The sequence below is a fragment of the Bacillus sp. J14TS2 genome, from assembly GCF_018333015.1.
In the GTDB taxonomy this organism is placed as follows: domain Bacteria; phylum Bacillota; class Bacilli; order Bacillales; family Bacillaceae_C; genus Lederbergia.
Map to the genome: position 1 here is coordinate 241,339 of NZ_BORE01000002.1, position 24,666 is coordinate 266,004.

Annotated in this window: 25 protein-coding genes; 22 read left to right on the forward strand and 3 right to left on the reverse strand. The window is 37.4% G+C overall.

From position 1 onward, the window contains the following. Positions 1 to 154 precede the first annotated feature (154 nt). The 7 genes from KI375_RS03745 (at position 155) to KI375_RS03775 (ending at position 7,184) form a co-directional block, all read left to right on the forward strand. The gene (locus KI375_RS03745) at positions 155 to 838 is read left to right on the forward strand and encodes an ABC transporter permease (protein WP_212972208.1); all 684 of its coding nucleotides are present in this window, start codon (positions 155 to 157) and stop codon (positions 836 to 838) included. Between the two features lie 64 nt (positions 839 to 902). Continuing rightward, positions 903 to 1,271 carry a hypothetical protein gene (locus KI375_RS03750; protein WP_212972209.1) on the forward strand — a complete coding sequence of 123 codons (369 nt, stop codon included), beginning with the start codon at positions 903 to 905 and terminating at the stop codon, positions 1,269 to 1,271. Positions 1,272 to 1,374: 103 nt separating this feature from the next. Beyond that, positions 1,375 to 2,580, forward strand: a complete 1,206-nt coding sequence (locus KI375_RS03755) for a glycosyltransferase family 4 protein (protein ID WP_212972210.1) — start codon at positions 1,375 to 1,377, stop codon at positions 2,578 to 2,580. Positions 2,581 to 2,632: 52 nt separating this feature from the next. Further along, positions 2,633 to 3,655 carry a glycosyltransferase family 4 protein gene (locus KI375_RS03760; RefSeq protein WP_280528623.1) on the forward strand — a complete coding sequence of 341 codons (1,023 nt, stop codon included), beginning with the start codon at positions 2,633 to 2,635 and terminating at the stop codon, positions 3,653 to 3,655. Continuing rightward, positions 3,636 to 4,670 (forward strand): lysylphosphatidylglycerol synthase transmembrane domain-containing protein, encoded by a 1,035-nt coding sequence (locus KI375_RS03765; protein WP_212972211.1) that lies wholly within the window; start codon positions 3,636 to 3,638, stop codon positions 4,668 to 4,670. The genes KI375_RS03760 and KI375_RS03765 overlap by 20 nt, the downstream gene beginning before the upstream one ends. Positions 4,671 to 5,161: 491 nt before the next feature. Then, a complete protein-coding gene (locus tag KI375_RS03770) occupies positions 5,162 to 5,704 on the forward strand; it encodes a PadR family transcriptional regulator (protein WP_212972212.1) in 543 nt (180 codons plus the stop codon). Between the two features lie 286 nt (positions 5,705 to 5,990). Then, positions 5,991 to 7,184, forward strand: coding sequence for an MFS transporter (locus tag KI375_RS03775; protein WP_212972213.1), 1,194 nt, complete (start codon positions 5,991 to 5,993; stop codon positions 7,182 to 7,184). 230 nt (positions 7,185 to 7,414) lie between these two features. On the opposite strand, the gene KI375_RS03780 is transcribed toward KI375_RS03775, so the two are convergent. Continuing rightward, positions 7,415 to 7,906: a GNAT family N-acetyltransferase gene (locus KI375_RS03780; protein ID WP_212972214.1), complete on the reverse strand. Its 492-nt coding sequence runs from the start codon at positions 7,904 to 7,906 to the stop codon at positions 7,415 to 7,417. A gap of 703 nt (positions 7,907 to 8,609) precedes the next feature. Between KI375_RS03780 and KI375_RS03785 the strand changes: the two genes are divergently transcribed. The 11 genes from KI375_RS03785 to KI375_RS03835 all read left to right on the forward strand — a co-directional run bounded on the left by KI375_RS03785 (position 8,610) and on the right by KI375_RS03835 (position 18,540). Then, positions 8,610 to 9,290, forward strand: coding sequence for a response regulator transcription factor (locus KI375_RS03785; protein WP_212972215.1), 681 nt, complete (start codon positions 8,610 to 8,612; stop codon positions 9,288 to 9,290). Continuing rightward, complete coding sequence (locus KI375_RS03790) at positions 9,287 to 10,294, forward strand: HAMP domain-containing sensor histidine kinase (RefSeq protein ID WP_212972216.1); 1,008 nt, start codon at positions 9,287 to 9,289, stop codon at positions 10,292 to 10,294. The genes KI375_RS03785 and KI375_RS03790 overlap by 4 nt, the downstream gene beginning before the upstream one ends. A 97-nt stretch (positions 10,295 to 10,391) precedes the next feature. Then, the gene (locus KI375_RS03795) at positions 10,392 to 11,105 is read left to right on the forward strand and encodes an ABC transporter ATP-binding protein (RefSeq protein WP_212972217.1); all 714 of its coding nucleotides are present in this window, start codon (positions 10,392 to 10,394) and stop codon (positions 11,103 to 11,105) included. Beyond that, on the forward strand, positions 11,102 to 11,842 hold the full coding sequence (locus KI375_RS03800) for an ABC transporter permease (protein ID WP_212972218.1): 741 nt from the start codon (positions 11,102 to 11,104) through the stop codon (positions 11,840 to 11,842). Before KI375_RS03795 ends, KI375_RS03800 begins: the two co-directional genes overlap by 4 nt. After that, positions 11,842 to 12,603 (forward strand): hypothetical protein, encoded by a 762-nt coding sequence (locus KI375_RS03805; protein ID WP_212972219.1) that lies wholly within the window; start codon positions 11,842 to 11,844, stop codon positions 12,601 to 12,603. Before KI375_RS03800 ends, KI375_RS03805 begins: the two co-directional genes overlap by 1 nt. Before the next feature lie 449 nt (positions 12,604 to 13,052). Then, a complete protein-coding gene (locus KI375_RS03810) occupies positions 13,053 to 13,724 on the forward strand; it encodes a response regulator transcription factor (RefSeq protein ID WP_212972220.1) in 672 nt (223 codons plus the stop codon). 1 nt (position 13,725) lies between these two features. Continuing rightward, positions 13,726 to 14,712 carry a sensor histidine kinase gene (locus KI375_RS03815; RefSeq protein ID WP_212972221.1) on the forward strand — a complete coding sequence of 329 codons (987 nt, stop codon included), beginning with the start codon at positions 13,726 to 13,728 and terminating at the stop codon, positions 14,710 to 14,712. Between the two features lie 123 nt (positions 14,713 to 14,835). Then, a complete protein-coding gene (locus tag KI375_RS03820; RefSeq protein ID WP_212972222.1) occupies positions 14,836 to 15,603 on the forward strand; it encodes an ABC transporter ATP-binding protein in 768 nt (255 codons plus the stop codon). Next, positions 15,596 to 17,605 carry an ABC transporter permease gene (locus KI375_RS03825; RefSeq protein ID WP_212972223.1) on the forward strand — a complete coding sequence of 670 codons (2,010 nt, stop codon included), beginning with the start codon at positions 15,596 to 15,598 and terminating at the stop codon, positions 17,603 to 17,605. Before KI375_RS03820 ends, KI375_RS03825 begins: the two co-directional genes overlap by 8 nt. A gap of 181 nt (positions 17,606 to 17,786) precedes the next feature. Continuing rightward, the gene (locus KI375_RS03830) at positions 17,787 to 18,065 is read left to right on the forward strand and encodes a hypothetical protein (RefSeq protein WP_212972224.1); all 279 of its coding nucleotides are present in this window, start codon (positions 17,787 to 17,789) and stop codon (positions 18,063 to 18,065) included. A 244-nt stretch (positions 18,066 to 18,309) separates the two neighbouring features. Next, complete coding sequence (locus KI375_RS03835; RefSeq protein WP_212972225.1) at positions 18,310 to 18,540, forward strand: hypothetical protein; 231 nt, start codon at positions 18,310 to 18,312, stop codon at positions 18,538 to 18,540. 84 nt (positions 18,541 to 18,624) lie between these two features. On the opposite strand, the gene KI375_RS03840 is transcribed toward KI375_RS03835, so the two are convergent. Together KI375_RS03840 and KI375_RS03845 are read right to left on the reverse strand one after the other, a co-directional pair. Further along, positions 18,625 to 19,497 carry a DUF3307 domain-containing protein gene (locus tag KI375_RS03840; RefSeq protein WP_212972226.1) on the reverse strand — a complete coding sequence of 291 codons (873 nt, stop codon included), beginning with the start codon at positions 19,495 to 19,497 and terminating at the stop codon, positions 18,625 to 18,627. Continuing rightward, positions 19,494 to 20,270 carry a hypothetical protein gene (locus tag KI375_RS03845; RefSeq protein ID WP_212972227.1) on the reverse strand — a complete coding sequence of 259 codons (777 nt, stop codon included), beginning with the start codon at positions 20,268 to 20,270 and terminating at the stop codon, positions 19,494 to 19,496. The genes KI375_RS03840 and KI375_RS03845 overlap by 4 nt, the downstream gene beginning before the upstream one ends. Positions 20,271 to 20,693: 423 nt before the next feature. On the opposite strand from KI375_RS03845, the gene KI375_RS03850 reads away from it, so the two are divergent. Genes KI375_RS03850 through KI375_RS03865 form a run of 4 tightly spaced genes read left to right on the forward strand, consistent with a single transcriptional unit; the run spans position 20,694 to position 24,640 of the window. After that, complete coding sequence (locus KI375_RS03850; protein ID WP_212972228.1) at positions 20,694 to 21,773, forward strand: iron-siderophore ABC transporter substrate-binding protein; 1,080 nt, start codon at positions 20,694 to 20,696, stop codon at positions 21,771 to 21,773. Next, entirely contained in the window at positions 21,766 to 22,806 is a 1,041-nt protein-coding gene (locus tag KI375_RS03855) for a FecCD family ABC transporter permease (RefSeq protein ID WP_212972229.1), read from the forward strand. Before KI375_RS03850 ends, KI375_RS03855 begins: the two co-directional genes overlap by 8 nt. After that, positions 22,803 to 23,834, forward strand: coding sequence for a FecCD family ABC transporter permease (locus KI375_RS03860; RefSeq protein WP_212972230.1), 1,032 nt, complete (start codon positions 22,803 to 22,805; stop codon positions 23,832 to 23,834). The genes KI375_RS03855 and KI375_RS03860 overlap by 4 nt, the downstream gene beginning before the upstream one ends. Further along, on the forward strand, positions 23,834 to 24,640 hold the full coding sequence (locus KI375_RS03865) for an ABC transporter ATP-binding protein (RefSeq protein ID WP_212972231.1): 807 nt from the start codon (positions 23,834 to 23,836) through the stop codon (positions 24,638 to 24,640). The genes KI375_RS03860 and KI375_RS03865 overlap by 1 nt, the downstream gene beginning before the upstream one ends. Positions 24,641 to 24,666: the final 26 nt, after the last annotated feature.

The window sequence follows — 24,666 nt, forward strand, 5'->3', positions numbered from 1 at the left end:
GCTCTATTTATGCATATGTAATCAAACCAAAACAAAGTAAGAAAGGGCGGACATATGATGCGATACATTGTAAGAATGCAAGACTTAGTTAAAGCGTTTAATGGAGTCAATCTGATTTATTTTGTCAATTTGAACACTAAGAGAGGTGAGAAAAATGCTTAAGCTAATCAGTTTGGAAATAAGAAAGGTGAATTTTGGACGATACACAAACAGCGCTTTAGCAGCATGCTTTGCCGTTACCGGATTTTTATTTTTCATGCTGTATATCGATAGAGATTTGTTTGCTGCCAGCAGTACAGATTTTTTCTTCCTAGTTGATAGCATTACAAGAATGGTTTTTATTGTATTTTCGGGTGTATTGATTTCGAGATTAGTGATTGAAGAATACAATGATAAAACGATTACGTTGATGTTTACGTATCCAATTAGCAGAAAAAAGATTATTATCTCTAAGCTATTGATTATTATATCCTTTACCTTTTTCTCCATGCTTCTATCGAGAATTTTTGCAGCAGTTGTTTTATACATGTTAAATAGCAACTTAGGTTTTATCGATGGTGATGTAACGATCTATATGCTCATCGAACATTTTAAAAACACAATTCTATATGACCTTTCTGCCAGCGGTATAAGCTTAGTTCCCTTATTTTTCGGGATGCTCAAAAAATCTGTTAGAACGACGATTATTACATCTATTATCATTGCTGTTTTTCTTGGCGCAAGCAATGAGGACTTATCGATCGGTTCCTTTATTGGCGTTCCGTTAACTCTTACAATCATTGGGATCGTTGCTTCTTATTTATCTATTAGAAATATTGAACACAAAGATTTACTTTAGATATAACGTAAAATAATTGTGTCCTATATTTTAATTGAAACAGATTATTAAAGGAGGACTGCAGTTGAAAAGATTCAGTTTATTGGTTTTATTGCTAATAGTGTCTATAATAACTTTATTTTTAACTACTTATTTTCAAAGAGACATAAATACTCTTTCATTGAATGATCCACAAGTAATTCAGGCAAGTATTATATTAATGGTTATTTTGTTTTTTCCTCCGTTCGTATTGTCTTTTTTAAATAATAGTGCCTGCAGGGTTATTTCATCCATTTATCAATTAATATTTCTTTTTGGATTTGTCGTACTTATACCAACAGGACTATTGGGCTTTAATGCAGTCTTAATCAGTATCGCTTCATTAGTTGGTGCAGGAATAAGTATTTGGAGCATTATTATTACGTTGCCAAAAAATTTTTTAAAAGAAAAGTAAATTTGTAAAGGTATCATCTCTGATGCAAATAATAAGGCCGATCCAGACGGTGAATTAACCTAGATGAGTATAATTACACCTAGGAAAGAAAGAAGAGAGGGTTATGAATATTGGAATTTTTACTGACACCTATTATCCGCAAATTAACGGTGTGGTAACGTCTATTAATCTATTGGAAAAGCAATTGACCGAATGGGGACATAAAGTATACATTTTTACTTCAACTGACCCTAAAGCAGACATAAAGGCAGAGGTAGGAAAAGTATTTCGCTTTCCAAGCCTTCCGTTTATCTTTTTTCCAGAAAGACGCCTCGCCTTTGCTGGACTATTCAGGCTAACAAAACTAGTGAATCGACTCGAACTTGATATCATTCATACTCATACGGAGTTTTCTTTAGGAGTGATGGGAATATTTGCCGCAAAAAAACACGATTTACCAATCGTACACACATACCATACGATGTATGAAGATTACTTGCACTATATTGGAAACGGAAAATTCGTTAAGCCTACTACTGTTAGGAAAGCAAGCAGATTATATTGCAATTACGTAGAAAAAATAATTGTTCCATCAAAAAAGGCGAAAACAGTTTTGGAAAATTATGGTGTCAACAATGAAATTAAAATCATACCAACGGGAACTGATTTTCATCAATTTGCACAAAAGCAGACATTGCCCAAGTTTAAACAATTAAAGGCAGAATTAGGTATTACTAAAGGACCGGTTTTATTATCTGTCGGACGCCTATCTCATGAAAAAAATATTGAAGCAATATTGCGGGCAATGCCGGCTATCTTAAAACAATTTCCTGAGACAAAGCTGATTATCGTTGGCGATGGACCGATGAAAATGCAATTAAATCAACTGGCAGACACTCTTCAAATTGAAGATTATGTGGTTTTTACTGGGGCCATGCCCTGGCAGGAAATAAATAAATATTATCAATTGAGCGATTTGTTTATCAGTGCATCCACTACCGAAACACAAGGATTGACGATTTTTGAAGCAATCGCAGCGAAAACACCTGTGGTAGCAAAAGCTGATCAAAGCCTTGACAACGTAATCGTTAACGGAAAGTCCGGCTTTGTTTATCAGACGGACGATGATTTGGCCGATGCGGTAAACAACGTTCTCTCTAATGAAGTTTACTCGAAACAAATTGCTATTGCGGCCTTTGAAAAAATTCAATGTTTATCTGTTGCTAGTTTCGCTGAGAACATCATGGATGTATACCGGGAAATAACTGTGAAAAAGCTCCCAATAAAATTGTATCCCGAAGCAGTAAACCATGCGAGCAGAAGACATTGAATACACTCTTTATTTATGCTGAGTAAATGATCAAACAGGAAGGAGACAGACTTTGCTAAAACTGAATATGATGTCATCAGCAGAAAAAGTAAAAGGACAAGGCGTTGCTTCCGCATACAGGGAACTCGTCAATTTATTGAACAACGTTAATCAGAACACTTACCATTTAACAGTAAATAAAAATATTACCGCAGATGTAACTCATTATCATACTGTTGATTTCTTATTTTATCTGTCCACGTTTGCCGCCAAAAAGAGAGGTATGAAAGTAGGGTATGTACATTTTCTGCCAGAAACGATAGAGGGTAGCTTAAAGCTTCTTCCTGGAATAAAAACGCTTTTCAACCGTTATTTAATATCCTTTTACAGACGTATGGACTGGCTAGTCGTCGTTAATCCATCGTTTATACCTAAGCTTAAAGCATATGGAATCCACAAAGAAAAAATAAAATACATTCCAAATTTCGTCTCTAAAAAAATGTTCCACCCTGTTGATCAGGAGAAAAAGATAGCAAAACGGAAAAAATATGGCATCTCTGAAAATGCCTTTGTCGTCATCGGGGCGGGTCAAATCCAGTATCGGAAAGGTATACTGGACTTTATCGAAGTTGCTAAGCAACTGCCAAATATTCAATTTATTTGGGCTGGTGGATTTTCTTTTGGGAAAATCACTGCTGGGTATAACGAATTTAAAAAAATATATGATAATCCTCCTGAAAACGTAAAATTTACCGGAATACTCGACCGCTCTACAATGAATGATTACTATAATCTCTCAGATGTACTATTTTTACCTTCTTACAATGAACTTTTTCCTATGGCTATTCTAGAGGCAATGAACAGCGGACTTCCGATTCTGATCAGGAATTTAGAGTTATACACGGTGATATTGGATGGCTTTTGCGTTAAAGGCGATACAATCGAAGCATTTGTCGCAACCATTCAGCGATTAGAAAATGATCGTGACTATTATGAAGAAGCAAAGGAAAATGCTGCTAAAGGAGCAAACCATTATTCTGAGGAGCGTCTCTGGGAAATATGGAAGGACTTTTATTATGAGATCAGTGGGAATTAATGTACTAAAAAACAAGCAGTTTAATATTATTCTAATCTTTGTCATCAGCTTTGGTTTTATCGCTTACCATTTCCGGACGGTAGATATCGCTATTGTCTGGGAAGGATTAAAGCATGCTAATATTATCTGGCTGCTCGCTGGAATGTTCGTCATGCTTTTATACTGGTTACTAGAATCGCTCGTTCTTTACAGAATATCAAGGAAAGTATATACGCAGCAAACTATTCTGCAATCAATTAAGATCACGATGGCAGGTCAGTTTTTTAACACGATTACGCCGTTTGCCAGCGGCGGCCAGCCGGGACAACTATATATGCTCGCAAAAAACGGAATGGACGTTGGAGTCGGGAGTTCGGTTCTGCTGATCAAATTCATCGTTTACCAGGCTATGCTCGTTGTCAATTCCTTAATCGTCTTATTATTTGGTCATCATTACTTACTGTACGGATCTATTCCAAAGCTGAGCGTGCTGATTATTACCGGGTTTATTCTTAACCTTATGGTCATTATTGCTTTAATAACCGTGGTAAAAAGCAAACGAATCGCTTCTTTTATCGTTCATATATTGCTAAAATCGGTGTCTTTTTTCATCAAAAAAGACAAGTACGGTACATTGAAAAACAGCGCCGATCAGAAATTGCATTCCTTTCATTTGGAAAGTAATCGAATGAGTTTTGATGTGAAATTGTTGCTGCGTTGCAGTGTGCTGACAACGTGGCAATTATGGCTATTTTTTTGCATCCCCTACTTTGTTTTGCAAGGTGTTGGTGTACCGCATGTAGATTTATTTCAAGTCATTGCGTTTCACTCTTTTATTATTATGTTTTCTTCCATGATTCCGATCCCAGGCGGAAGTGGCGGGGCAGAGCTCAGCTTTTCGCTGCTATTCGGTCTTATTCTTGAACCAGCGACGCTCGTCTTATGTTTGTTTTTTTGGCGCTTTATCACTTATTATACTTGTATTTTGTTCGGCTCCATCTCTTTGTTCGTTAAAAGAAAAACAGCAGAAGGCTAACATTGGACGTTCAGTAAAATATAGAAATCGAAAAACAAAGGGATTGCAGTGTGTTATATCTAGCTAAGCCAATCGGGATTATCTGGCAGCTGATTTGGAACAATAAAAATGACATTTTGGCATTTTTATTGTTCGATAATACCCCAAATATGATTAAAAGATCGCCATTATAATAATATTCTATATGGCTATTCATCCACTCAAGGTTCATTACTAACATACGTCACCTTATTTCCTTCGCTTTTCGAGATCCAATCGTGCCAACACATGGAGTGAAGTGACATCATGTTATATCCATATTAACGATCTAGCTGTTAATGCCAAAGAAGGAGCGAGATGGTTAATACAATGATCGTTTCAGATGGTATCTCTATAGGGGACCCAGGGAACGCGCTTTTTCTTTTTAGATATGATTCTTTTCATTACAGTAAATTGACTTGCGAATATATTCATTATATAATACTCAACGTTAAGTAAAGGATGTGATCTTGATGACACGATTGCTCGTACTCAGTATGTTGGATGCAAAACCGATGTCCGGCTATGATATTCAGCAGGCACTGCGAATGACAGATGCTGAAAGATGGGGCGGTGTATTAATTGGTTCGATTTATCATGCGCTCAAAAAATTAGAAAAGGATGGATATATTGCGATTGACAAGGTGGAACAAACCGGTCATCGGCAAAAATTCACCTATCGAATTACAGAAGAAGGCAAAGAACACCTTAAAGAATTGATTCGTGAGGCATTAACTAGTTCATCCGTTCAATATCCTTCCTCTTTATATGCAGGCATTTCATTTTTTGATAAGCTATCTGTTGATGAGGCACGTCAAGCCTTGGAAAAGCAGCAAGTCACTTTGGAGAATGAGTATAGAAGTGTGCAAGCAGGCTGGAGGGAAAAGAAAGCAGCAATGGAAGATAATATCCCTCCAATGGTGCAATTGGTTTTTGATAATATGTTTGCCACTATTCGGCAGCAACAGGATTTTGTTGAGCAAGCATTGGCTTATTTAGAACAAACTGATCAATAATTCTCCCTCTATTGGAGGGAGAAAAATATACTTGTTTAGTCAACGTTGACTAAACAACCATGAGTAAAAATAATAGTGGTGTGTTATAGGTGGATAACCGCAGTAATATAAGTAAAATCAAGAATTGTTGCGGTTATCGGTGGAGGCGGAGCGTTAACGAGGCGGTAAAAAACTTCTATTCTTTTTTCCTCTTAAGGAATAGAGGAAGAAAGGAGGCATTCAACACTGGCAAAGAGGAACGGTTGTTAATGAAAACAACAAAGAATCAAAAGAAAGAGGGAAAAATATGGATAAAGAACAAAATAATAAAAAAGTCCAAAGAATCGCCTTGTTTGTTGTCACACTAGCAATCTTCACCGATATGCTGCTTTATGGAATGATTGTTCCTATTCTGCCGGATTATGCTGAAAACTTAGGCTTATCACAAACCGCAATCGGCATTTTATTCGGAAGTTATGCGGCGGCTTTATTAATAACCACACCTGTTTTTGGCGTTATTTCCGATAAATTTGGGCGGCGTGGTCCGATGCTCTGGGGGATTTTTGGACTTACTATCGCAACTCTGTTATTTGCATTTGCAAATTCGTTTTGGCTCTTGCTTATTTGCCGTATTTTACAAGGGATTGCAGCAGCTGCTACCTGGACTGCTGGTCTTGCGCTCCTTGCCGATTTTTACCCATCAAAAGATCGGGGGAAAGTAATGGGAATTGCTTTGTCCGGTCAGGCCATGGGCACCCTGTTAGGACCGGCATTTGGAGGCTGGCTCTTTCAATTCGGTGGCTATATGCTCCCATTTTTTGTGGCAGCAGGCATTGCCTTCATAGATGGTTTATTGCGGGTGTTTTTATTGAAAGAGGAGCCTTCTCGACAGGAAGAAGAACGATCAGGTGTGTTACGTTTATTGAAAAATCGCACCTTGCTTATGATTGTCGGGGCAGTTATTATCGGCGCTGCTATTCCAAGTGTACTGGAGCCTACATTCCCAGCGCATCTGCAACGTGTGTTTGATGCATCTCCTGGAGTGATCGGTTTATTATTTGGCGTGCCCTCACTTGCTTATGCCTTTGCAGCACCTATTGTTGGAAGTGTTTCCACAAAGATTGGTCATCCTAAAACGATCACCATTGGTTTAGCAGTTACTGCTGTATCATTGGTACTTGTAGTTTTGCCGACAAATATGTGGCTGCAAATTGCTGCGTTAGCTTTTATTGGTATCAGTATGGGGACTGTGCTTGCACCGACACTTCCTGAACTTGCCGATATCGCGCAGGAAAATCATACACAGGCTTACGGTGTGACCTTTGCAATTTATAATACGGCCTATTCTGTAGGAATGATGTTAGGACCGATGATTAGTGGGACTGCATCCGATCTTTTCGGTTTACAACAAAGCTATTTTGCAATCGGACTTATGGTTTTGGTGTATATGCTGTTTTTTCTAGTGATGTCACCTTTGAAAAAGAAACCATACAAGTATTAAAGGAGATTTTTATATGAAAAACACTAGTTTTATCAGTATATCGAAAAGAAGGGACTAAATTCTATCTCTACTCACACCGGTCATGGTCATTCTTGGGAAAGCAAGAGTGTTATACGGCGCTTACTCGCAATGATGGAACCCAACTGTTTTTAATTTCAGTTGGGTTTTTTTATCTTTAAACGTAAATGTAAACAGGTCATGACGTCTGACTCGCGTCTTATAATCATTTGCTATAAAAATCTTTTATCATTGCTTAAAGCAACGGATGTCTCAACTTGTCTTTCTGGCACATTCCAATACTTATTTAATAACTTGCCTTTTTTTTCATTGGAAACAAGTTCAAATCCATTCTTTCTATAAAATCTTATCGCCCATTCGGCCGCTTCCCATGTTCCAATTAGAACCGGCTTATCTGTTAACCCTAACAAATGAGACAAAAGCCGTCCTCCTATTCCACTGTTCCTTTGATTTGTTCTAACATAGGCATGTCTGATTAAAGATACGTCACCTTTATCCTGAACTCCCATCACTCCTAGCAATATGTTATCTTCTTCCATCCCCCAAAACACAACCCCATCAGTCATTTCAAGGCTCAATTCTTCCATTGTCATATAGGGTTCATGATATCTGTCCTCAGGAATGATCCCTTTATATGCTTGGGCAGCATCATTAATAATGTGATAGATTGCTTCCTTATCTTCATCATTACATAATCTAATCATCGATAAAAAACCCCTTTCAAATGAATATATCATTATCTATTTTCCTAGAGCATCATGTTTAAATGTTCTTCAATTTTTAAGTCTAAACAGAATATGCTAAAAAAACAATGTACATTATTGAATAATCTGTTCATTGTTCTTTAGGAATACTCAAAGTAAACTTATATCATCGTGGGTATGTAAAAGGGGTGTTAAAGCGGTGATATTTTTTTTGAAAAATGAATTATACACTGTATTGAAGAGAATGATTCACAAAATATCCTATGTTTTCTTGAGATTTATTTTACATGTATCAGGTGTATTATTAATTCTTACTATTATTTTTCCAACAATGCTTCATGATCTTGATTGGCTCGCTTTTATGCCTTCATTTCGCATCGGCGATTTTTCGCTTAAAATCTAGTTGAAGGATATGAAAAGGGAAAACATTGTCCACCTTTGGAGGATAAAATGTTGATCCAATAGTATGAAAGCTATATGGTAAGCCTGCCTATACGAAATCTTCGTGTTGAACATAGAAACATCTATTGAGGTGCGGATGAAGATACATGAGATCGTGTCTATGATCTAAACTTATACAGACTCTTTTTGGCTTTTAAATTTAGGGAATTTTGATTAATATTTTCATAATTCTTTTTCTGGAAAATCAGATTGCTATGTTATAATTTTAGATAATTTTGAAGTATAGAGAGAAGGTTGCTACTTGAAAAAAAGCGTATTATGTATTGAAGATAATATAGAAATAGGAAATTTGGTGAAAGAAAAACTCGAACAACGAGGTTTTTCAGTACAATGGCTGCTTTCTGGGGAAGGGGCAGAAAAAGAAGTGCTTCATCATGACGTTGTTATCTTGGATATTATGCTCCCAGGATTAGATGGGTTTACGGTTGGAAGACGACTGAAAGAGGTGTCACCAATGATACCGATATTACTGTTATCAGCCAGAACCGCCATCCATGATAAGCTGGATGGATTACAATTTGCGGATGATTATGTCACAAAACCGTTCCATTCAGATGAGCTGATTGCTAGATTAGAAGTATTAATTCGCCGGCATCACGCTTCAGAAACACGTGCACGTATTCAACTAGGTGAGCATATCGAGGTGGATTTGAGCGCCCAAACTGTAATTGATAAACATACAAGAGGAGAAATCATACTGACTGGTAAAGAGCACCGAATTCTTTTGTATTTATTAGAAAACGCCAATCAAATTCTTCCGAAAGAAAAAATTTTTGAAGCGGTTTGGGATGAACCTTATATTCATGGAGATAAGACGTTATTCATGCATATTGGTCATCTTCGCAAGAAATTGGAGCAGAATCCTGATAATCCCGAAATTATTGAAACCTTTAAGGGTATAGGTTATAGGTTGAAGCGATGAGAAAAACAGTTTCATTCTTTCGTCGATATTTACTCGTTCAGTTTTTGTTCCTCATTCTATTATCCGTTTCGTTACTTATCGTAGTTATCAGTATGCTCCCTGCTATCAATGAGGGAGATATCAGTCTCCTTCAACAGTATTACCAGTTCATCTATTTTATTATTTTTCTCATCACTATCATTATTTTCATTTCATGGATTTTCTTTTTCTACCTTCATAAGCGAATTAGCAGACTAAAAAAAGCAATGGAGATTCCAGAAGGGAAGCACCCGTTTCCGAAGCCTGTCGTTGTTCGGACAGATCGAATGGATGAGATTGATCAACTCAAAGCTTCCTTTAATCGGATGATCGAACAGTTAGAAGAAAGCCGGAAACGAGAAATAGAAGAAGAAGCTCTCAAACGTTGGCTGATAGCGAATTTATCCCATGATTTACGTACACCGCTAACGATTATGCGTGGACATGTTTCCGAATTAGAACATGAATCCCTTAGTGTAAAAGGCTCTGTGTCTTTAAATGAAATTGACCATACGATTACACGAGTCAGTGATTTAATGGAGGACTTGTTGTCATATACTTTGTTGACCTCTGGGAAATACCCATATAATCCTATTTCAACAGATATGCTTCGTTTGGTGAGGGCTTCTGTTGTAGCTTGGTATCCCGTATTTGACAAGGAACAAATTCACTTTGATGTGGATTTGCCAGAGGATACGACTTTTTACTGGGAAGTAGACCCAGAATGGATGACGCGGATACTTGATAATTTATTTCAAAATATTCTACGTCACGCAGCAAAAGGGAAATATGCAAAAATTGCGATGAATGTAACAAAAGAACAGATTGTTATCGCTGATAATGGACCCGGTATGGAGGAATCTTCATATGATCGAGGGGCAGGGATTGGTTTATCCATTACAAACTATATGTTGAAAAAAATGAAGCTGCAAGCACATTTTTCTTCTTCTAACCAAGGCACTATCGTGAAAATAGATAGAAGTTGATCATATTTTTACCTAGAATTTACCCAAAAACACACCTAGATTTTACCTGACTTCGTTATAGTAGAAGCCATAACCAAAAAGAAAGGTAGTGTTATGCATGCTTACGATTAATAACTTAGTCAAACGGTACGGTTCTCAAGAAGTATTATCGAATATCAGTTTTAAAGCTCATCCAGGTAGAGTGACGGGCTTTTTGGGTCCAAATGGTGCCGGGAAAAGCTCCACACTCCGTATCCTTTTAGGTCTTGATCAAGCAACATCGGGATGTGCACAGGTGAATGGCGTGGCGTATCGTGAACTCCCTCATCCACTTACGACGGTAGGAGCTGCTTTGGGCGGAGCGGGTGCAAATCGCACTCGAACGGGGAGGGCACATCTGCGTTGGGTTGCTCGTTCCGCTGGATTTCCAACATCAAAAGTAGATGAAGTATTAGAAGTGGTGGATATTACAAAAGCTGCGTCTATGCGTATTGGCAAATATTCACTTGGCATGAGTCAACGGCTTGGGATAGCTGCGGCTCTACTTGGTGACCCAAAGATATTAATTCTGGATGAACCAGTGAACGGGCTTGATCCAGAAGGGATACGATGGATTAGAATGTTTTTACGTGAACGTGCAGATGCTGGAAACACCGTATTATTATCTAGTCATTTAATGGGTGAACTAGCAGAAATAGTAGATGATGTGGTGATTATCAATAAGGGAAGTATTGTAGCGAGTGGAACCTTGGAGGAAGTAATGAATGGATACTTTACCCTGGAAGAAGCTTTCTTTGCCCTTACTTCTCAAAATGACAGGGATCTGAGATGAAAGTATTCATATCAGAAGTATCTAAACTTGTTTCCCTTCCATTTATTTGGTTCGCTTTTATAGCTGGACTTATTGTACCAAATGGGATTGCATTGATTGCATATAGTAATGGCTCCAATGCAGCAACGATTGATATAGGGTTTGCTGAATTATCCGTTGGTGTACTGGGAGCTATTGTCCTTGGCGGCATGGCGATTGGAAGTGAATTTGTGACAGAAGGCGAGGACGCAGCCAGCGGACGGCAAATTACGACCTCCTTAATTGCTGTCCCATCCCGCATCCGCCTGTTGACTGCAAAAGTGGGTGCAACGGCTATTATAACGGCAGTTTTAGCATTTTTTGCTATAATCAGTGTATTTACTACGATTCAGTTCATTAGTGAACCCGGAACCTTGATATTCAATGGAGATATGTTTATTCGCATGGTTGGTGTCGTTATTTATTGGATTCTTATGGCTCTATTGACATTTGGATTAACAGTACTGACTCGCAATGCCATTATTCCTATCGCTGTGATGGTCGTCAATTCATCCGCAATAACGCTCACTTATATACTGACCCAGATGAATTCGCTAGCTACATATCTACCTGATATGGCGGGACAAAAAATGTTTTTTCGAGGAGTAGATACGGGAATAGAGCTTACTCCACTTGCAGGTGGAATGGTCATGGCTGCTTGGGTACTTTTACTACTTATCTTGGCAGGACTTGCCTTCTCACGAAGGGATGTAGGATGATGAAAACAGTGAAAAAAATGGAATCAACTCGGACTTTTTCACATTCCGTATCTGCTGAAATGTCAAAACTGTGGTCCTTGCCATTCCTCTGGCTTGTACTTATTGGAGCACTGGGAATCACCATAGTCTTTGCCTGTATATTTACTTTGAGTTCACGCGGCAGTATTAGTGGAGAAGCAACAGACGCTGTTATTTTAGGAATGACGCCAATCTCGTATATACAAGCCGGTTTTTTTATTTTTGGAGTCATTGCATCCTGTTCCGAATATATCGGCGGACAAATTCGTACCACTTTTTTAGCAATACCTAATCGGATCGAACAGCGGCTTGCGGCCACAGTGGCATTAATCCCAATAACGTTCGTAAGTGCTCTATTAGTTTGCGTTACAACTATTACAGTTACTTATATTTTGCTCGGCAATACTAATACAGTTTTCGATATGTGGTTGACCATCCGTATGATCCTTAACGCAGCAATTTATCTCTTGTTGATGACAATTCTTAGTTCGGCGATCGGTACTCTAGTTCAAAGATCGATTCCAATCATAGGGGGATTATTTCTGTATCTGTTTATCATCAGCCCTTTAATAGTTGGACAGCCTTTTTCATTTTATCTTCCTGATACCGCCAGTGCCACGCTTTGGTTTCCAACACCACCGGAAGGAGCACCTCCAGCAATTGAAGCATGGATGGTTGTGCTTGGCTGGCCACTTATATTTCTGATAATATCCATTATAATTGCTAAACGGCAGGATGCTTGAAATCATTTAGTCAGATATAGTTGGGATTATTCTACTACACAAGGATACAAAACGTTAGTCAAAATAATTTACAATTAACAGGATCCGTTCATCCTCGAAGCAAGTTATCATAATTGGCCAAAAAGGATGTCCTTTATTACCAATGAAGAAAAGACTAAATTATAATTCATTTTATCCGATCCAACTGGACTTTATTTTCAGTTGGATTTATTCTAGTTTAGAAAACCCTTGGTTATGGTCCGAAGTTCCAAAGAGCTTTTAGCGAAGGGCTAAAAAACTAACTTCATGGTAAGATAGAGTTTCTAAATTTTACTGGTTTTGTCGCAGTTTTTGATAATGTAGAGGGGCAGTTACTAATTTTGTTATGAATAGAGATAAAATGCTTACTTGTTCTTCTAGTATTACGAAAGTGAAAACGAGTGGACGCTAATTTAGAAGGGATTGGTAAGATGAAAATATTTATCGTAGAAGATGATGCTGTTATTGCCAAAAAAATAAAAGAACACATAGAAAAATGGGGTTATGAAGGCTCTGTGGTAGAGGACTTTCAAAATGTTTTTTCAGAAATTATTGCCTTTGATCCGCAATTGGTGCTCATGGATATTTCACTTCCGTTTTTTAATGGCTATTACTGGTGTGGGGAGATACGAAAGGTATCGAAAATCCCTATTATCTTTATTTCTTCCGCCTCCGATAATTTAAATATTGTCCGAGCTGTTGAAATGGGGGCAGATGATTATATAACTAAACCTTTTGATTGGGAAGTGCTGATGGCCAAAATACATGCTATTCTGCGGAGGACGTATGATTTTAGTGGTGGCAGCAATTTAATGGAGCATCAAGGTCTAATTTTTAATGTAAATAATTTTACCCTTTCTTTTGAGGGTAAAACAGAGGAATTAACCAAAAATGAAGCAAAAGTCTTTCAAAAACTCATAGAAAATAGAGGGAAAATCATCAAGAGGGAGAAGTTAATGATGACTTTATGGGAATCAGATAGCTTTGTAGATGATAGTGCTCTATACACCAATGTAAACCGTTTGAGAAGAAAATTGGATCAAATGGGATTGGAGAATTTTATTAAAACAAAAAAAGGCGAAGGATATATCATCGAGGGATAATATGAAAATCTTTTTAACGTATTTGAATAACTATAAAATACCGATTGCATTATGGATTTTGTTTGGCTTGATAAATATAGTTATTGGTTATTTGTATCAGGTGCCGTTAGAACGCTCTATTCTGTGGCTGGCAGTATGCGGATTTATTGGGATTACTGCCGGCAGTTTTCATTTTTATAACTATTATAGCAGCCATAAGGAGTTAAAGTCTCATCAAAGCCAAGCACATGTTGAGATAAACCAATTACCCTCACCGAGCAATTTAATAGAAAGCGATTATCAAGTATTACTGGAAAAATTGAGTATAGCACTTTCTCAGCTGGAAAATGTAAAAACACAGAATGAACAAGAGATTTTAGATTATTTCACTATGTGGGTACATCAAATAAAGATACCAATTTCAGCACTTCATTTAATTCTTGAGGATGAAGATAATGAAGTGTCTGAGGAAATGGGAGAGCAGTTATTCAAAATCGAACAATATGTAGAATTAATATTACAGTATGTGCGATTAGGAAGCCAATCAACAGATTATCATTTTCAAAAGGTGGACTTGGATACGGTTGTTCGCGAGACAATCAAAAAATACGCTTCTATCTTTATTCGGAAAAAACTGCCAGTTCGATATGATGAGATAGATCAACGTATAATTACTGATTCAAAATGGCTGAGTTTTGTGTTGGAACAACTTTTATCCAATGCGTTAAAATATACAAACGAAGGTTCAATCTCCATTTATTTTGAAGAAAGCGCTATAGTGATAGAGGATACGGGCATAGGCATTCAACCCGAAGATATTCCCCGTGTGGGCGAAAGAAATTTTACAGGGTTCACAGGTCGCCAGCATAAGAGCGCTAGTGGGATTGGACTTCACCTTTCCAAGCAAATCTTAGCGAAATTGGGACATAAAATAAAAATTGAATCGGAACCTAAACAAGGAACGAAGGTTTCTATCGTGTTTGATCAAAAACAAATGACAACAGAATAGCTAATCTAACAAAATTGTTAGAAACAAAGGAGAAATGTCAGATAGAACTGTGGAATGGCATTTCTCCTTTTTGCTATTGTATTAAGTAGCGATAAGACAATTGTCAAAAGAAAGGAGACTATTATGGCACTTTTACAGGTTCAACATTTAATGAAAGTCTATACAACAAGGTTTGGAGGAAATCAAGTAGAAGCATTATCTGATGTCTCATTCAGCGTAGATTCAGGAGATTATATAGCGATTATGGGAGAATCAGGCTCTGGTAAAACAACATTGCTAAATATTCTGGCTGCATTGGATAAGCCTACACGTGGGAATGTATTACTGAATAATAAGGATATTGTTCAGATAGCTGAAAAAGAAATTTCTGCATTCCGGCGCAATAATTTGGGATTTGTTTTTCAGGATTTTAATCTGTTAGATACTTTTTCTATTGAGGATAATATCTTTGTTCCCTTAGTTTTATCAGGAAAAAAACATAACGAAATGAAACGGAAACTAATACCGATAGCGAAGAAACTTGGTATTGAGCATATATTGACCAAATTCCCCTATGAGATATCCGGCGGGCAAAAGCAAAGAGCAGCAGTTGCTAGAGCGCTGATTGCTGATCCGGAATTAATATTGGCAGATGAGCCTACTGGGGCGTTGGATTCAAAATCATCTGATGATCTTTTACATCACTTTGGCCAAATTAATGCAGAAGGACAAACGATTCTAATGGTAACCCATAGTATCAGAGCGGCAAGTCACTCCAAACGAGTATTATTTATAAAAGATGGAAATGTATTTCATGAGTTATATAAAGGACAAATGACAAATGAGGAAATGTTTCAAAAGATTTCTCATACACTTTCAATATTAGCGGCAGGAGAAGATGGAGATGCGTAATGGCTTTTATTTAAAAATGGCGGCAGATAGTATTCGCAAAAACTGGAAAATGTATTTTCCATTTATCGTTTCCTGTATTAGTACGATTATGATGACGTATATTATCCAAGCATTATCCACCAACCCGGGACTTTCGGAAATTCCTGGCGGGGAGAACTTAAAAACAATTCTTTCTATGGGATATTTTGTATTGATATTATTCTCTACTATTTTTCTATTTTATATGAACAGCTTCTTAATGAAAAATAGAAAAAGAGAATTTGGTGTATACAATATTTTAGGTATGGATAAAAAACATATCACGAAAATGCTTGCTTACGAATCCCTTTATATTGCTGTATTTAGCATGGTAGTCGGGTTCGTCGCAGGCACGATCCTTAATAAAGTTTGTGTATTATTGATTCGCCAAATGATGGGTGCTTCTGTAGCTCTTGGATTTGAGTTTTCTTCCGGAGCAGTTATATGGACACTGAGTTTCTTTTTCATCATTTTTATGTTGATTTTATTGGGGAATGTCTATCAAATTCGCTTAGCAAATCCGATCGATCTTTTAAAAAGCGGAAATGTTGGTGAAAAAGAACCAAAAACAAAATGGTTTCTTTCGATCCTCGGTGTTCTATTAACAGGATGGGGATACTATATTGCGTTAACATTACAATCTCCTATTAGTGGTATGCCCTATGCTTTCCTTGCAGCAATAGTAATTATAGCAGGTACTTACTTATTATTTACTACTGGAAGTATTGCCGTACTCAAAATCTTAAAAAGTAATAAAAACTATTACTATCAGACCAACCATTTTATCCCTGTTTCCGGTATGCTTTACCGGATGAAAAAGAATGCGGTAGGTCTTGGCAATATTACCATTTTATCTGTCGGTGTGATTCTGTTACTTTCTATTGCTGTCTCCTTATATATTATATCTGGCAATGATGCTGATTCACAATATGCAGGGAATGTGATTTCAGAGGTAAGATTATCGGAGAATACAGATGAAGAAGTAAAAGTAAAATTAAGTGAGCTAATTGATCAAACAGCTTCTGAGACCAATAATACAGTTACCGGTTCATCCTCTTATACCTATCTTAATTTAGTGACACTAGCTACGAACGATGGGTTTGAAGTTACAAAAGATGCCTATTCGATGTTAGCAAAACAGAGTCCGGTCAGTTTATATTTGACCGATCAGGAAAGTTATAATCAGTTAACCGGAGATAATATATCGCTTGATGAAAATGAAATATATGTGCATGGCACAGATGACGAATATACAAAGGATACCCTTGCGCTGATGGATTATCAATTTTCCGTCAATGTCATGGAAGATATGGAAGAATTCTCTTTAGACAGTGAAACGACAAGTTTGATTAGCGATACCTATTACATTATCGTTGAAGACCTAGAAACCCTTCGTCAGTTAGAACAGCAGCAAAAAGAAATATTGGAGGACTATGCTGCAAGTACGAACGTGTCTACACAAATCAGCTTGGAACAGGGTGTAAATGAACAGCAGGAAATAGCGTTTGGAGAGCAGCTGCGATTCAACATGGAAAATGCAGATATGGACATTGTTGTCGTAGATAGCCGAACAGAAGCAGCAAGTGACTTACAAGCCCTCAGGAGTGGTGTTTTGTTCATCGTCTTGAATTTAGCAGTCTTACTGTTGTTAATGACAGTACTGATTATTTACTATAAACAGACTTCGGAGGCTTATGATGATAAAGAGCGATTTTCCATCTTGCAAAAAATCGGACTTAATCAAACGGAAATTAAAAAAGCCATTAAATCTCAGATTTTAACCGTCTTTTTTCTTCCTGTTATAGTAACAGGAATTCATATCTTAGCGATTTTCCTCCTAATGAGAAAATTGATGATTCTGGTTATGATCAATCAGGTAAATTTATTTCCAATAAGCGTACTTATCGCTTTTCTGTTTTTCCTGATTGTTTACGTGATTATTTACCGGATAACGGCACGCGTTTATTACAAGATTGTTCAATAAATTGAAACTTCCTTCAGTGGGGGGTCTTTCAGCTCCCACTGAAGGTTAGTTGAACGAATCTGGCCGATACTGGCTGTTGGACCTCCCATTTAGAAATAAAAAGTTTCCTTCATTTCTTGAAGTGGGAGCCTTACAGCCAGTTACACTGCGATAAATTTGTTATATGAAAGAGGTAAAGGTTATGCATTTAAGTCTATTTGAACTGCTGCTTATCTTTGTTGGCGGGATTTTGATTTTAGGGATACAATTTTACTTATCGACAAGAAAGAATCGATTAATGGGGCTTCTTTTCCCGTTAGTAGCCTTGGGTTATTGCATATATATGTTTTTAAAATCAGATTTCTTTTCTGATATGTCATTAAGTATGAAGATTTATATGTTTATTGCCCAAAATATCCCAACAATTGTTTTACTGTTGATTTACTTTTTATGCCGCAGGGGGCTGAAAAAAGTAAAGTGAGGATTACCTCCAATAAAACTCCCCATTGCCGGAGCTATCATTGGTTATGGAAGTACACGGATTGCAAATTTTTATTTAAAATTCTGTTAATACCAAGTAAGTACCCTGCATGGAATGGAATCCCCCAGGTAAATCTGTCCTAGTAATCTAAATAAAATGAGGCCGTTTTTAGGTGAAGTAGCTACCATTAAAGCACAAGCATTTAATTCATCAATTGTTTATATGGAAAACGGAAGAAATGTTCATGAATGTCCAAATGGAAATATACCTAAAGGATAAAAAACCCTCAATAAGTATCTTATATATTTTGGCAGACAACAATGAGTCAGGAAAAATCACATTTAGGCAGTCTGCTAAAGAAGAGTTATTTTCTGATGTTGATAATGATGCTATTGTCAGAAGTTTAGATGATTTAATAAAAAGCACAAATAATTATAGGAGCCATTCCCTTATTGAGAAGGGATGGCTTTTGTAGATTCTATAAATATCTAACAGAAATATTGGAATGTCGATTAGCTACTATTCCAATTTGATTTACCTGCTTTTTTCTCCTTGTCTTTTACATAATGATTCCCTGTACAACAAGCCCAAGCACTAATCCTAGAAAAATAGAAGTTAGTGTTCCTAATAAGAAATATTCCGACCAGTTGCGATCATCCAACTGTTTGAAGCGTGCAATTGATTTGGCGGCGATAATAAATGCAATCGATGGATATGCGCCAATTACTGTAAGGATAATAACAAGCAATCTTTCTATATAGCCGATCAATTTTCCGCGTGAACGAAGTGGGGTGGAGTAGGTAAGATAATGATATTTCTCCGTGAAACTACTTTCTGTTGTTAGGTGGTTTTTTTCTTGTCTTGCCTTAATTTGATTGTTCAATGTCAGTTCACCTTCAAAGTTTGCAAACTCGGATGGCAAGGAACCGATGATATATTTTACGATATGGCCGCTGACACTTGTTGCTAAAATATAAATGATGATCAAAGATAATGCTGTGTTGAACGTGCTTAAACTACTTGTCCCATATAAGTCTAAAAAACTCGCTGTCATTTCTGCCACTTTCATAGAAAAGAAGAGGATAGAGGTTAGTAGTATCATAATAACATGTAATACTTGATCTAATAGAAAGTATCCAAGCCGTTTCATATTATCGGTTGCGCTTTTTGGCATGGAATCTACTAATTTTATCTTTGATAAATCAATCAAAAGGTGTGTGAGCATAATAAAAGCTAAGGGCAGAATAAAGTAGTAGATTATATGTTGAAATTCGTATTGATACCCCCAGATAACCGCAAGTGCGAGTCCTGTTGTCAGTAGATGGTGAAGTAAGTGCTTTTTCAGATATTTTATTTTGTTTTCCACCATCTGGTCTGATTGCAGCCAAAAGTCAGCGATTAAATGTGCGAGAAGTAGCAATAATACAGTCATTGTAATTTCCTTTCTTTAGGAAAATAATCGTTTAGATGATTCCTGACATGTTGTTTAATGTTTGTTTGCAGTTTATCTGTTAGTTGATGCTTATCTTGCGCTCCCAATGAATCCAGCACCTTTACAATATCATAAAAAGCATGTAAAATGACTTGCGTTTTACCCTGTTTCATATGATGAGATATCGTAGCTGTTGTTCTTTCGAGGTATTGACTTACTTTATTTTGTTGTCCGAGCATGATATACAAAGAACAGACGAGGGATTGTATTTCGGTTTGCTCGTCCATGTGTTCCTGTTTAAGAATTAAAATCGTATTGATTAGTGTCTCAAACTGTTTGTTGAAAGCGGTGAAACCTCGTTCATCTGAAAAATCTAATAATGTAAAGTGAAATAGCGATCTGTTCTGTTGTTTTTTCAGGTAATCATTGGCATTTCTTGCTTGTTTCATTAATGGATGAATCCAAGTTTCTATGTTTATTTCGCTTACATCCTCTTGGATATCGCCGAATGATAATCCGAAATAAGGTTTATGATTTGTGAATTTCCAAATCTGGCTTATATAGAAAGCAAGTGCATATGCCGATGCATAGCCGCTGCTTATAACCACCAATTCATCGCCGGCACGGTGACTAACCTTCGTCACAGCTGTATTTTGTGTCCACTCAATAATGTGACTTTTTAATTGCTCCAGATATTCACTTAATACATTCCCGCTATTTTTTTTAGACGAATTACTTATATCCATGATGAAGACAGAGACTTCATTTGACATGAACAAAACAACTCCTTTTTTTATCCCAATATAGAGAAGTTTGATTATATAGTCGAATATATCATAAGTTAGATGAAATAATCAAACTTTATCAAAATTAGATGGTTAGTAAAAGAAATGCAAGGGGAATAATCTGCTCCTAGTCCTATGCATAAAGGAATATATAAACCTCTATAAAACGTCAATTGGATATAATTATATTGACAATATATTAGTTTGAGGATAGAATTACCTTGATAATGAGAATCATTATCAAGGTAATTCTACTTTAGCTGTAATAGCTTAAGAGAATTTGTTTGAAATATTGCCAATTCTTGATATTTTAATTAATTAATTTAATTGGAAAGGGGAATGGAAACTTTACAATAAGATAATTAGTTGTGTGATAGATACATATTATTACGAAGGAAGAAGGATATATTAATGAAATTACAACAAAAAGTTCAATTAGGAACATTACTTATGTTATTTGTGATTATGCTTGGCCTTGTTGGATGTTCCTCAGATTCGGCATCCAAAGAAAGCTCTACTGAAGACAAAAAGGCAGAACAAACAGATTCTTCTGGTACTGATTCTGAAGATGCAACGGAATATCCGATCGTCATAGAACATGCCCTTGGAAAAACGGAAATTAAAAGTAAACCTGAACGAGTGGTTACCATTCAATGGGGGAACCAAGATGTGGCGCTTGCCCTTGGAGTTGTCCCTGTAGGATTTTCGGAAGCAAATTTTGGCGTTCAAGATGACAGTGGACTTTTGCCTTGGACTAAGGAAAAACTTGAAGAACTTGATGTCACAGATCCAAATGTATTCCAGGATACGGATGGTCTTGATTTTGAGGCAATTTCAGATGCGCAGCCAGATGTTATTCTTGCAGCTTACTCTGGTATTACACAGGAAGATTACGATTTACTAAATGAAATTGCACCAGTTGTGGCATATCCAGCTTCTCCATGGACGACAACATGGCGTGAGCAAGTACTTTATAATGCAAAAGGGATGGGAATAGAAGCAGAGGGAGAACAGCTTATTAAAGATGTAGAAGATACAATTGCTGAGAAGTTAGAGAGCTATCCAGAAATTGAAGGAAAAAAAGTGGTATGGGTTAACTTCTCAGCTGAAGATACATCTCAATTGCATATATACACACCAACAGACTCTCGCGGCGCTTTTTTATATGAATTAGGATTGGAATACCCGGAAAGTATAACGGAAATGCTCGATGATCCAGACAGTTATTCCTTGAATCTAAGTGCTGAAAATGCTGGAGCGCTAAATGATGCAGATATCATTGTCGGTTATGGGAATGACGAATTGTTAAAAACGCTTCAAGAGGATCCATTGATTGGTAAAATTCCGGCAATTGAAAGAAGTTCTGTTGCATTTATTGATAGCGATACGCCTTTAGTGGCTGCGGGAACACCAACTCCACTTTCGATCACGTATACAATTGATGAATACTTGGAATTAATTGGAGGAGCTATTGAAAATATAAATGAATAGATTTTCAGGTACAAAAGTACAACAGCCAAACCCGCATATTCCGAAATATTTTGTACTTGTTCTGGTGGTTGGCTTGATCTTACTTGCTGTGAGTGTCGTTGCTTCATTTGTGTTTGGCTCAAAAATAGTTGGACTTGATGAGGTAATCAATGGATTATTTCATCCAAGCATAGACTCATATGATGCTAATATTGTTCGCAAGAGAATTTCCCGAACTGTCTTTAGTCTATTATGCGGCGTAGCACTTGGGGTTTCGGGAGCGCTTATGCAATCCGTAACCCGTAACCCGCTTGCTGATCCGAGTATACTTGGAGTAAATACCGGAGCGTCATTATTCGTTGTAATTGGCATTGCTTTTTTCCATATTAGTAGTGCCAGTCAATATATTTGGCTTGCTTTAGTTGGTGCTGCAATTACAACCGTTATTGTTTTTGGAATTGGCTCGATGGGACGTAATGGGGCTACTCCCATTAAGCTTGTTCTGGCAGGAACAGCTATCAGTGCTGCGCTTTCTTCCTTTGTCACCGCAATTCTGATTCCGCGTTCTCACACTATGGATCAATTTCGGTTCTGGCAAGTAGGAAGTGTCGGATCAGGAACATGGGATAGTATCATTACATTTGTCCCATTCCTGGTCACTGGTGTATTGATTGCCATATTTACTGCTCCAGCACTAAATGCAATGGCATTAGGGGACGAAGCTGCAACTGGTTTAGGCGTTCGAACAGGAATTCTCCGGTTTATTTCCTCTCTTGGTGCTGTTCTTTTATGTGGAGCAGCTACTGCTCTAGCAGGTCCAATTGGCTTTATCGGACTATTATCAACGCATGTCATGCGCCTTGTTCTCGGACCCGATTTGCGATTTGTGATACCCATGTCAGCTATCTCCGGAGCAATTATCTTAACATTGTCAGATGTAGTCGGCAGGCTTGTTGGCAGTCCTGGAGAGTTAGAAGTTGGTGTCGTAACAGCATTTATAGGGGCACCGTTATTAATTACACTAGCTATTAGATCGAAAGTGAGTTCATTATGAGAAATGATTCTATCGCATATATTATGGAAGGCAGACAGCAAAGACGGCGGCGTTGGATGGTCGTGACAACTCTTCTCACTGTCTTAGCAGGCGTTCTATGTCTTCTTATGCTATTACTTGGGAATACGATTTATCCAATAAAAGAAGTTTATCGGACACTTATGGGGGAACAAATTCAAGGCGTTTCTTTTGCAGTGAATGTTATACGATTGCCGAGAATGGTAGCAGGTTTTTTTGCTGGCCTTGCATTTGGTATTGCCGGGACGATTTTTCAAACATTGTTTCGTAATCCATTAGCGAATCCAAATGTACTTGGTATCACCGGCGGTTCCAGTGCGGCGGCAGTGTTTTGCATCGTTATCTTGCAGGCAAGTAATGCTGTTATTTCTGTTGCATCATTAGTTGCAGGTCTCATTACTGTTATTGTGATTTATGGGTTATCAAGAGTAAGAGGTTTTTCAATTGGCAGGTTAATCCTAATTGGCATTGGTGTTCAAGCAATGTTTGATGCTCTTATATCTTATCTGTTGCTCGTTAGTGCTGAACAAAATCTTCCTGCCGCACTTAGATGGCTGAACGGTAGCCTTAACGGTTCACAAATGCATGAGTTGCCACCTTTGATTATATCTGTTCTCATCTTGGTTCCTATTGTTATTCTTTTAACCAAACATTTAAGCGTACTAGAACTTGGAGAGCAATCGGCCGTTTCTCTTGGGGTGAACACAGACATGACAAGAATGTTGCTTGTTTTGAGTTCTGTTGTCATGATTTCTTTGGCAACCTCTACAACGGGACCCATTGCATTTATTTCTTTCCTTGCGGGACCCATTGCGAAAAGACTAGTAGGGGCAGGATTTTCAACGATCATTCCTGCAGGTCTAGTAGGTGCGAATCTAGTTTTGGCAGCAGATCTAATTGGACAATTTGCCTTTAATGTCAGATTTCCGGTCGGCGTCATAACAGGAATCATTGGAGCACCATACTTGATTTACTTACTGATTCGAATGAATCGAAGGGGAGAATTATAATGAAACCGGAACATCATTTTGAAGTGGAGCAAGTAGTAGCTGGATACGATCATAAAACGATTATTCATAAAGTGAGTCTTGTTATTCCTAATAATAAAATAAGTGTCATTATTGGACCAAATGCATGCGGTAAGTCTACCCTCCTTAAAACGATGGCCAGGCTATTAAAACCTACTTCAGGAAATATTGTACTGGATGGAAAGTCAATTGAAAAAATACCATCTAAAAAATTAGCTCGAACACTAGGACTTTTACCACAATCTCCCATTGTTCCAGAGGGAATCTCGGTTGCGGATTTAGTTGGAAGAGGGAGATTTCCTCATCAATCCTTACTCAGCGGATGGTCAAAGAAGGATTATGAAGCAGTAGCTGAGGCAATGGATATTATGAATATAACAGAACTTGCCAATTATCATATAGATGAACTTTCAGGTGGACAAAGGCAACGGGTCTGGATTGCAATGGCTCTGGCCCAGCAAACAGATATCCTATTTCTCGATGAGCCTACAACCTTTTTAGATATTACGTATCAAGTTGAAATTTTAGATTTACTTACTGATCTTAATCAAAAATACGGAACAACGATTGTGATGGTTCTTCATGATATTAATTTATCTGCACGTTATGCACACAATATTTTTGCGATGCATAATGGAAAATTAATGGCAGAAGGTAAGCCATCTGAAGTTATTACAAGTACATTGATTAAGGAGATCTTTGGTTTAGCTTGCCAGGTGATAGAGGACCCAGTTTCAGGATCACCTTCTGTGATACCTATTGGACGGCATCATGTGAACTACTCTTGAACCCACTTACTAAATTTAAAACATAT